Genomic DNA, 3,048 nt, shown 5'->3' on the forward strand with positions numbered 1-3,048 from the left:
CTGTTTAGAAGTTCCGAAGAACTGTTCATTAAACAAGAATGGAAACAAACACTCATGAAATCTGCCCGAAATATTCTTCACCTCGGTTTGGACGTCCACAAAAAAGAGCCTTGGCGACCGGCTCCGGGGATCGTGAAGACCCGTGGTGCATTCCAAAATGCCTGTTCGTCCTGCAATCGTGCCTGCCCAGGACAACTGCCGGCCAACCCAGTCCGCGCAATCCGTGGTTCGACCGACCAGGGACGGTTTGCCAGACGGGGCCGCCTTTGATTGAATTGCGCCATGCAGAAGAACCGGCTGGAAGCGTTCAGCGACGGCGTGCTCGCCATCATCATTACGATCATGGTGCTGGAGTTGAAGGTGCCGCACGCGGTCGAACTTGCCGCGCTGCAACCATTGCTGCCGGTATTGCTGAGTTACGCGCTGAGCTTCATCTACCTCGGCATCTACTGGAACAATCATCATCACATGTTCCATTCCACCGGACACGTCAACGGCGCCATCCTGTGGGCCAATCTTCACCTGCTGTTCTGGCTGTCGCTCTTTCCATTCACGACAGCATGGGTCGGCGAAAATCATCTGGCGCCGACGCCCACGGCTGTTTATGGCTTCGTGCTGCTGATGGCCGCCGTCGCGTATTACATACTGCAACGCGCGATCATCGCCCAACAGGGCCGCGACTCACTGCTCGCCTCGGCCATCGGCTGCGACTGGAAGGGCAAGCTCTCGCCGGTGCTCTATTTCTCGGCGATCCCGCTCGCGTTCGTGAATCCGTGGATCTCCAACGGTTTGTATGTGTTTGTCGCGCTGTTGTGGTTGATTCCCGACCGCCGGATCGAGCGCGTGCTTCTGAAGCGAGAGGAAACGTGAAACGTCCCGCTCCACCAACGCCGGAGCAAGGACGCTTGCGCCGCGATCTATCGGTCCTTCGCGGCGCCCTGCTCACGCTGCACAAGACGCTGCTTGACTCCGAGCGCGTGACCTACGAACGAACCATCGGGCCGGTCAAATCGCGGAACGATTTTCTACAACTGCTCATCCGCGACCCGTGGTTTGCCTGGCTGCAGCCACTTTCACAATTGATCGTCGCCCTGGACGAGGCCCTGGACGGGAAGGAGCCGTTGACGGCCGCGGGCGTGGACGCCCTGGTGAATCAGGCGCGCGGCCTGCTGGTCGCGTCGGAACGGGGAGAGGGATTCTCGACGCATTACTTCGAGGCCTTGCAGCGGGACCCAGACGTGGTCCTTGCGCACGCGGAAGCGAAAAAGCATCTTCCCGCACGGAAGCCACCGCCGCGATAAGGGGACACCTTTGCGCAGTTGAAAGGTGAATGCAGCCGTTTGAGCGTTCAGCGGAGGAGGCGCGCCGCGGGCGGCCCGCCCGAACCGGCTTGCAAACCTGCGTTCTTTTGGCATAACCGGGGCCATGCGATTTTTCCCCGCACTTGTCATTCTGGCGGCGCCATTCGCCGCTCGGAGCGCCGCAGTGACGTTCAATCAGCAGGTCGCTCCCATCATCTACCGGAATTGTTCGTCGTGCCATCGTCCGGGCGAGGCCGCTCCGTTTGCGCTCCTGTCGTACGAAGACGTGAAGAAAAAAGGCAGGCAAATCGGCAAAGTCACCTCTTCGCGCATCATGCCGCCGTGGAAGGCCGAGCCAGCTTCGTATGCCTATCGCGACGAACGCCGTCTGACCGCCGACGAGATCGCCGTGATTCAGGCCTGGGTAAAGGACGGCATGCCGAAGGGGCGCGGTCAGAAGCCCGTGCCACCTGACTTCGCTTCCGACTGGCGGCTCGGCGAACCCGACCTCGTGGTGGAAATGCCGGCGGCGTATCACGTGCCGGCCGATGGTCCGGACATCTATCGCAACATCGCCGTTCCGCTCGGACTGACGGAAGACAAGTGGATTACCGCCCTCGACATGCGTCCTTCGGCGCGAGCCGTGGTGCATCACGTCCTTTATTTTGCCGACCCGAAAGGGCGCATTCACGAGAAGCAACAAGGCACCGAACCGGGTTTCAACGGAATGCGCGTCGGCGGGGGCACGATTGCGCTGGGCGGCTGGGCCGTCGGCGCGCAACCGCAGTTTTTTCCTGAAGGACTCGCCCTTTTTGTGCCGAAAGGCTCCGACCTGGTGGTTCAATACCACTTTCATCCCACCGGAAAGCCCGAGGCGGAGAAATCGTTGATCGGGCTTTATTTCGCGAAGAACCCGCCAACACGGACGATGACCCGGATTCAAATGCCGCCGCACTATTCGCTGTTCTCGGGTCTGGACATTCCGGCCGGAGACAAGGATTTCGTAATCCGCGATTCGTACACACTGCCGGCGGCCCTGGACGCGGTGGGCATCAGCGCGCACGCGCATTACATCTGCAAACAACTTAAGATGACGGCGACGCTGCCGGACGGGGAGCTGAAGACCTTGTTGTTCATCAAGGACTGGGACTTCGCCTGGCAGGATCGGTATTACTTCCGGCAATTCGTCCCGCTTTCGAAGGGGACGCGTCTTGATGTGGAAATCCATTGGGATAACTCCGCGGAAAACCCGCGCAATCCGTCCAACCCGCCAGTGCGCGTGGCCTGGGGTGAGGAATCGAAGGACGAGATGGGCAGCGTCAGCTTGATTGCGGTGGCGCACGAGGAATCCGATCTGGCGACCCTGCGCGAGGACGTCTCGCGCCGCAACCGGGAACTGGCGCGCTCGCGGATGCAGGCCGATCCAGCGTTGGCAAAAAAAGTAGCGGAGATGCTCAGCGAATGAACCACTCCGGCCGGGACTGCCGAGGTCCGGAGTGCGAGAAAGTTGAGTTTCACTTCGCGCGGCTCCGTGTCCTTGAAGTGGCAGGGCGCAATGAAATTGACGCGTTTTCTTTTATCACTCGCACTGTTCGCGGCGGCCTGCGCCGCAAACGCGGCCTCGCCCGGCAACGCGCCACAGTTGCCCATCACCGGCACGCGCATTATCAACGTCGCCACGGAACCACAATTGCAAACCGCGATGGGCAACCTGCAAAACGGCGACACTCTTCTACTGGCCGACGGC

The 3,048-nt window shown here is 60.5% G+C and carries 5 protein-coding genes; all 5 read left to right on the forward strand.

The features are described from left to right. Positions 1–270 (forward strand): hypothetical protein (locus VN887_12475; protein ID HXT40820.1); only part of this gene is annotated, 270 nt, incomplete at its 5' end. A gap of 12 nt (positions 271–282) precedes the next feature. After that, positions 283–870 carry a TMEM175 family protein gene (locus tag VN887_12480; protein HXT40821.1) on the forward strand — a complete coding sequence of 196 codons (588 nt, stop codon included), beginning with the start codon at positions 283–285 and terminating at the stop codon, positions 868–870. Beyond that, the gene (locus VN887_12485) at positions 867–1,301 is read left to right on the forward strand and encodes a hypothetical protein (protein ID HXT40822.1); all 435 of its coding nucleotides are present in this window, start codon (positions 867–869) and stop codon (positions 1,299–1,301) included. The genes VN887_12480 and VN887_12485 overlap by 4 nt, the downstream gene beginning before the upstream one ends. Before the next feature lie 124 nt (positions 1,302–1,425). Next, positions 1,426–2,766 (forward strand): hypothetical protein, encoded by a 1,341-nt coding sequence (locus VN887_12490; GenBank protein ID HXT40823.1) that lies wholly within the window; start codon positions 1,426–1,428, stop codon positions 2,764–2,766. Between the two features lie 90 nt (positions 2,767–2,856). Then, on the forward strand, positions 2,857–3,048 hold a 192-nt coding region (locus VN887_12495; GenBank protein ID HXT40824.1), incomplete at its 3' end, for a hypothetical protein.

Source organism: Candidatus Angelobacter sp., assembly GCA_035607015.1.
GTDB lineage: Bacteria > Verrucomicrobiota > Verrucomicrobiia > Limisphaerales > AV2 > AV2.